This window comes from Halomonas sp. B23F22_10, assembly GCF_043496975.1.
GTDB lineage: Bacteria > Pseudomonadota > Gammaproteobacteria > Pseudomonadales > Halomonadaceae > Halomonas > Halomonas smyrnensis.
This window is the reverse complement of the sequence record NZ_JBIEKF010000004.1, coordinates 517,554-523,978: the sequence shown is the minus strand read 5'-3', so window position 1 is coordinate 523,978 and position 6,425 is coordinate 517,554. Positions and strand designations below refer to the sequence as shown.

Genomic DNA, 6,425 nt, shown 5'->3' with positions numbered 1-6,425 from the left:
TGAATGGAGCATGGATGCTTATGGAAGGTGTCGGCGGGCGTAAAGGCGGGAATTGCTGAATCTGCCCGGAAGGGTGCGGAAGAACAGTGGATGGCGGTGGAATCGGACTATCAGTTATCGATCATCAGCACGGACATGGCGATAGAGTCCTGATTTCCTTGGCTTGGATTCGTGATCCAGTGATTGTTACCCAGCATCTTGCCCGGGTCGGCGCGTCGGGCCTGCCAGCCGTGCAGGGATCAATAGACACAAAAATGCCGCCCTGACGGCGGCATTTTGTTCGGTCGCAAGCGTGCCGCCCCTTCGCTCAGGAGCGCCACCACGCCATCGGGCCGAATGTCTGATCTGGTGCGTTCATGGTCATCATAGTGCTCGCCGGCGGCCGACCGTGTCAAGATGCCCGGGCCCCGGAGCGACGGGGCCTCGCGCGCGTTCGAGAGAGCCTTACTCGAGATTGTCCAGGCCGTGCTCGGCCATGGCCACGGCGCGGAACAGCGCGCGCCCCTTGTTGAGCGTCTCCTGCCACTCCATCTCGGGCACGGAATCGGCCACCACGCCGGCGCCCGCCTGGACGTGCAGCTCGCCGTCCTTGATCACCGCGGTGCGGATGGCGATGGCGGTGTCCATGTTGCCGTGCCAGGACAGATAGCCCACGGCCCCGGAATAGACGCCGCGCTTGACCGGCTCCAGCTCGTCGATGATCTCCATGGCGCGGATCTTCGGCGCCCCGGAGAGCGTGCCCGCCGGGAAGGTGGCGCGCAGGGCGTCCATGGCGGTCAGCCCGGGCCGCAGCCGGCCGGTGACCTGGGACACGATGTGCATGACGTGGGAATAGCGCTCGACGGCCATGTTGTCGGTGACGGTCACCGAGCCGGTCTCGCAGATGCGGCCCACGTCGTTGCGCCCCAGGTCGATCAGCATCAGGTGCTCGGCGCATTCCTTGGGGTCGTTCAGCAGATCGGCCTCGAGCGCCTGATCCTCGGCCTCGGTGCGGCCGCGCACGCGGGTGCCGGCGATCGGCCGCACGGTGACCTCGCCCTCCTCGAGGCGGGTCAGGATCTCCGGCGAGGAGCCCACCACCTGATGATCGCCCAGGTCGAAGTAGAACATGTAGGGCGAAGGGTTGAGGCTGCGCAGCGCGCGATACAGATCCAGCGGCGGCGCCTGATAGGGAATCGACATCCGCTGGGAGGGCACGCATTGCATGATGTCGCCGGCCAGCACGTATTCCTTGATCGTCTCCACCGCCGACTTGAAGCCGCCCTCGGTGAAGCCGGAGGTGAAGTGCCCCTCCTCCACCGCCCGGCCGCCGGTGCCGGGGCTGCGGGGGTCCAGGACCGCCCCGCGCAGCTGCTCCTCGAGCGCGGCCAGGCGGACCACGGCACGCTCGTAGGCCTCGGGCTCGGCCGGGTCGGCGTGGGTCCACAGCGTCAGGCGCCCGGACAGGTTGTCGAACACCACCAGGTCGTTGCAGACCATCAGCAGGATGTCGGGCACGCCGATGGGATCGGGCTTCTCCACCCCGCGCAGGCGCGGCTCGATGTAGCGGATGGTGTCGTAGCCGAAGTAGCCCACCAGGCCGCCGTCGAAGCGCGGCTGGTCGTCGAGGCGCGGCACCTTGAAGCGCGCCTGGAAGGTCTCGATCCAGGCCAGCGGGTCCTCGACCTCGGTCACGCCCTCCGTCTCGCCGTCGATGACGTGCGTGACCTGGAAGCCGCGCACCTCGATGCGCTCCTGGCACGGCAGGCCGATGATCGAGTAGCGGCCCCACTTCTCGCCGCCCTGCACGGACTCCAGCAGGAAGGTCCAGGGCGCGTCGGCGAGCTTGAGGTAGGTGGACAGCGGCGTGTCGAGATCGGCCAGCACCTCGCGGGTGACCGGAATGCGGTTGTAGCCGTCCTCGGCCAGGGACTGGAAGCGTTCGGGGGTCATCATGGGCCCGTATCCTCGATGAAGGGTGTGCGACGGTGAAGCGGCGACGGTCGCCCCGGAAGGCGCCGTGTCAGGAAGCGAGCGTCACCATCGCCAGCCGCCGAGCATGCCGGTGGCACGGGGAAGGCGGAAGACGGTCGAGGATACGGAAAAAGCCGGCATGATGCGGGGTTCCATCGGCAAGGGCGGAATCGTATATAACGAAAAACAATCAATAATTACATCGTTATAGCGCAACTCGATTTACATTAAACGAGTTGTGCCAGCGATTCAACCGTCGCATCCGGCCCGCTCGCCGCCACCGGCTCGCCGTGGTTATAGCCGTACGGCACGGCCAGGGTGCGGAAGCCCGCCGCCCTGCCCGCGGCGATATCGTGGCGCGAATCGCCGACCATCAGGCAGCGGCCGGGGGCCACGTCGAAGCGCTCGGCGGCGTGGATCAGCGGCAGCGGGTCGGGCTTGCGGCGCGGCAGGCTGTCGCCGCCCAGGCACAGCGAGAAATGCCCGGCGATGCCGGTCGCCTCGAGGATCGGTGCGATGAAGGCCTCGGGCTTGTTGGTCACCAGCACCAGCCGTCGACCGCTGGCCGAGAGCCCCTCCAGCGCCTCGCGCACGCCGGGATACAGGCGAGTTCGCGCGCAGGGCGCCTCGCCGTAGCACGCCAGGAAGCCCTCGTGGGCGGTGCCCAGGAACGCCTCGGCCGGCGCTTCGCCCAGGGCATCGGTCAGCGCGCGCTCCACCAGTGAACGCGAGCCGTTGCCGACCCAGTCGCGCACCTTGTCCTCGCCGGGGGCAGGCAGCCCCAGATCGGTCAGGGCGGCACCCACCGCCGCGGCGAGGTCGGGCACCGAGTCCACCAGGGTGCCGTCCAGGTCGAAGGTGACCAGCGTGATGTCTTCCAGACAGGGGTGCATGGGCGCGTTTCTCTCTTATCCTGGGCGTATCGGTATCGGCAAGTGAAGCATGATTATGCATGTAATATTACGAGAAAATACCGCTCATTTCCTGTCGCCCATAGGCAGGCCAGGGTCGCGGCGTTATGCTGGAGCCAGCCGTTGCCGACTGCAGGGCATGTCCCCTACCTCGGCCGGACGCCGACGACACCCGCCGTGACGCCCGACCGCCGTATCGAGGCTGAGCCCTGACCCGGGCAACTCTTTGCCACGTTCCCACACATTCAGTCAGGAGTCTCCATGACACTACCACGCATCGTGGTGGTCGGCGGAGGTGCGGGCGGACTCGAGCTGGTCACCCGGCTCGGCCGCAAGCTCGGCAAGCGCAAGCGCGCCGAGATCGTGCTCGTCGATCGCAACCCCACCCACATCTGGAAGCCGCTGCTCCACGAAGTCGCCACCGGCGCGCTGGATTCCGGCCTCGATGAAATCTCCTACCAGGGCCACGCCCGCGCCAACGGCTATCAGTTCCAGCTCGGCACCCTCACCGACCTCGACCGCGAGGGCCAGACCCTGACCCTGGCGCCGGTACTGGACGACGACGGCGAGGAGATTCTCCCCGCCCGCACCCTGCCCTATGACGACCTCGTGCTCTCGCTGGGCAGCGTCAGCAACGACTTCGGCACACCCGGCGTCGCCGAGCACTGCCACTTCCTCGACAGCCCCCATCAGGCCGAACTCTTCCGCCAGGCCATGCTCAACGCCTTTTTGCGCTACAACGCGCCGCAGGAACCGTCGGCGAAGATGGTGGTGGGCATCGTCGGCGCCGGCGCCACCGGCGTGGAACTGGCCGCCGAGCTCTACGGCGCCTCCGAGATGCTCAACAGCTACGGCTTCACCACCCTGGACAGCGACCACCTCGAGGTCCACCTGATCGAAGCCGCACCCAAGGTGCTGCCGGCCCTGCCGGAGCGCATCAGCGGCGCCGTGCACGCCGAGCTGGAGCGCCTGGGGGTCAAGGTGCACGTCGACACCCGGGTCACCGAGGTGAACGACGAGGCCATCATCACCGCCGGCGACGAGCGCATCGACATCGACCTCGGCGTCTGGGCGGCCGGCATCAAGGCGCCGGCGCTGCTCTCCGAGCTCGGACTCTCCACCGAGCGCAACCATCGGCTCAAGGTCGATGCCACGCTCAAGAGCCTCGACGACGAGCACGTCTTCGCCTTCGGCGACTGCGCCAGCTGCCCCCAGGAGGACGGCTCCACGGTGCCGCCCCGGGCCCAGGCCGCACACCAGCAGGCCGACCGCCTGTACAGGAACCTGGTCGCCCGGCTGGAGGGCAAGCCGCTCAAGCCCTTCGTGTTCCGCGACCGCGGCTCGCTGATCTCGCTGGCCCACTTCGACGCCATCGGCAGCCTGATGCGCGGCGCCTCGGCGCGCAGCCTGTTCATCGAGGGCCACCTGGCCCGGTTCTTCTACGCCTCGCTCTACCGCATGCACCAGCGGGCGATCCACGGCGCGCTGAAGACCGGCCTGATGGTCGTCGTCGACGGCCTCAACAAGTTCCTCAAGCCGCGCCTCAAGCTGCACTGAGGCATTGAACACCGCCTGAAACGACACGGGCCCCGGCAAATGCCGGGGCCCGTGTCGTTTCCGAGCGTCAGGCTCAGCGCTCGAGGCTCGCCTCGCCGTCCTTCTCGGGATGGTGATAGACGTGCACGTCGCGCTGCGGGAAGGGAATACTGATGCCCTCGGCGTCGAAGCGGCGCTTGATCTCCTCGGTCATCTCCCAGTAGACGCTCCAGTAGTCCGCGGCCTCGACCCAGGGGCGCACGATCCAGCTGACGGAGGAGTCGCCCATGGCGCTCATGCGGATGTTGGGCGCGGGGTCGGCCAGCACCCGCGGATCGTCGGCCACCACGCTCTCCAGCACCCGGCGCACGACGTCGATGTCATCGTCATAGCCGACGCCGACCACCAGGTCCACCCGGCGGGTGTCGTGGCTGGAGTAGTTGGTGATGGCACCGTTCATCATCTGGCCGTTGGGCACGATGATCTTGCGGTTGTCCGCGGTCTTCAGCTCGGTGGTGAAGATCTGCACGTCGTCGATGGTGCCGGCCACGCCGCCGGCCTCCACGTAGTCGCCGATCTTGTAGGGGCGGAAGATGATCACCAGCACGCCGGCGGCGAAGTTGGCCAGCGAGCCCTGCAGCGCCAGCCCCACCGCCAGGCCGGCGGCACCGATCACCGCGATCAGCGAAGTGGTCTGGATGCCGACCTGGCTGATCGCCGCCAGCACCACGAACACCATCAGCAGTGCATAGAGGATATTGCCCAGGAACTTGATCAGCAGCGGGTCGAGCTTGCCGCGCTGCATGGCCTTGATGCTGAGCGAATGCAGCAGCTTCACCACCCAGCGGCCGACCACGAAGATGGCCAGCGCCGCCACCAGATTGACGGCCAGGCTGGTGCCCTGAAACTGCACGAAGTCGATGATTCCTTGAAGGTCCATAGGCGCTCCCTGTCGTGTTGGGGCCGTGTCGAAGGTCGCGCCGGCACCCGGCCGACGCTATCGACACAGCCTAGGGGAAGAATTCCCCGCTTGCCTGCATGGCTCGCCGCTCGGCCAGCCAGCGGCGCTTGGCCGCGGCGGTGAGGCGCTTCATCGCCGCCTCGCGACGCAGCGCCTCGCCGTGTTCACCAATACATTCGTGATATACCAGATGCAAAGGCCCCTTGCCACGCAGCGCCTTGGCACCCCGCCCCGCGCGATGCTCGCCGAGGCGCCGCGTCACGTCGGTGGTGATGCCGGTGTAGAGGGCCCCGGCGGCCGTCTCGATCACATAGAGATGCCAGCGAGGAACGGCCTCGTCCGTCACGCTCAGGCCTCGGCCAGGGCGCGGCGGAAGTCGGCGATGACGCCATCGTAGCGGTTCGGGTCGGCCTCGTTTCTGGCCTTGAACACCGCCGAGCCGGCGACGAAGGTATCGGCGCCGGCGCGGGCGATCTCGGCGATGTTGTCGACCTTGACCCCGCCGTCGATCTCCAGGCGGATCGGGCGCCCGGAGGCATCGATGCGCCGGCGCGCCTCGCGCAGCTTGTCGAGGGTGCCGGGAATGAACGACTGGCCGCCGAAGCCCGGATTGACGCTCATCAGCAGCACCATGTCGACCTTGTCCATCACATAGTCGAGATAGGACAGCGGCGTGGCCGGATTGAACACCAGGCCGGCCTTGCAGCCGCCGTCGCGGATCAGCTGCAGCGAGCGGTCGATGTGCTCGGAGGCCTCGGGATGGAAGGTGATGTAGCTGGCGCCGGCATCGATGAAGTCGCCGATCAGCCGATCCACCGGCTTGACCATCAGGTGGGCGTCGATGGGGGCGGTCACGCCGTGCTTCCGCAGCGCCTCGCAGACCATCGGGCCGATGGTCAGGTTCGGCACGTAATGATTGTCCATGACGTCGAAGTGCACGATGTCGGCGCCGGAGGCGAGGACGTCGTCGACCTCCGCGCCGAGGCGGGCGAAGTCGGCGGAGAGAATCGAGGGGGCAATCTGGAAGTCGGTCGTCGAATCGCTCATGGGAACGGGGTCCTGTC

Annotated in this window: 6 protein-coding genes; 1 reads left to right on the top strand and 5 read right to left on the bottom strand. The window is 67.3% G+C overall.

Annotated elements, in window-relative coordinates:
- Window positions 1–444: 444 nt before the first annotated feature.
- The gene (gene trpE / locus ACGTNF_RS12215; protein ID WP_394601941.1) at window positions 445–1,932 is read right to left on the bottom strand and encodes an anthranilate synthase component I; all 1,488 of its coding nucleotides are present in this window, start codon (window positions 1,930–1,932) and stop codon (window positions 445–447) included.
- A gap of 248 nt (window positions 1,933–2,180) precedes the next feature.
- Window positions 2,181–2,846, bottom strand: coding sequence for a phosphoglycolate phosphatase (locus ACGTNF_RS12210; protein WP_016853800.1), 666 nt, complete (start codon window positions 2,844–2,846; stop codon window positions 2,181–2,183).
- 279 nt (window positions 2,847–3,125) lie between these two features.
- Between ACGTNF_RS12210 and ACGTNF_RS12205 the strand changes: the two genes are divergently transcribed.
- On the top strand, window positions 3,126–4,421 hold the full coding sequence (locus ACGTNF_RS12205) for an NAD(P)/FAD-dependent oxidoreductase (protein WP_394601935.1): 1,296 nt from the start codon (window positions 3,126–3,128) through the stop codon (window positions 4,419–4,421).
- 73 nt (window positions 4,422–4,494) lie between these two features.
- Here ACGTNF_RS12205 and ACGTNF_RS12200 read toward each other — a convergent pair whose 3' ends face one another.
- The 3 genes from ACGTNF_RS12200 to rpe form a co-directional block, all read right to left on the bottom strand.
- Complete coding sequence (locus ACGTNF_RS12200; RefSeq protein ID WP_394601934.1) at window positions 4,495–5,340, bottom strand: mechanosensitive ion channel family protein; 846 nt, start codon at window positions 5,338–5,340, stop codon at window positions 4,495–4,497.
- Window positions 5,341–5,410: 70 nt separating this feature from the next.
- Window positions 5,411–5,707 (bottom strand): GIY-YIG nuclease family protein, encoded by a 297-nt coding sequence (locus tag ACGTNF_RS12195; protein WP_394601933.1) that lies wholly within the window; start codon window positions 5,705–5,707, stop codon window positions 5,411–5,413.
- Between the two features lie 2 nt (window positions 5,708–5,709).
- A complete protein-coding gene (rpe, locus tag ACGTNF_RS12190) occupies window positions 5,710–6,408 on the bottom strand; it encodes a ribulose-phosphate 3-epimerase (protein ID WP_016853796.1) in 699 nt (232 codons plus the stop codon).
- Window positions 6,409–6,425 lie beyond the last annotated feature (17 nt).

What these genes read in the sequence shown, in the direction of transcription:
- rpe (WP_016853796.1), bottom strand. Translation starts at nt 6,408, where the DNA reads ATGAGCGATTCGACGACCGACTTCCAGATTGCCCCCTCGATTCTCTCC.
- trpE (WP_394601941.1), bottom strand. Translation starts at nt 1,932, where the DNA reads ATGACCCCCGAACGCTTCCAGTCCCTGGCCGAGGACGGCTACAACCGC.
- ACGTNF_RS12205 (WP_394601935.1), top strand. Translation starts at nt 3,126, where the DNA reads ATGACACTACCACGCATCGTGGTGGTCGGCGGAGGTGCGGGCGGACTC.
- ACGTNF_RS12210 (WP_016853800.1), bottom strand. Translation starts at nt 2,846, where the DNA reads ATGCACCCCTGTCTGGAAGACATCACGCTGGTCACCTTCGACCTGGAC.
- ACGTNF_RS12200 (WP_394601934.1), bottom strand. Translation starts at nt 5,340, where the DNA reads ATGGACCTTCAAGGAATCATCGACTTCGTGCAGTTTCAGGGCACCAGC.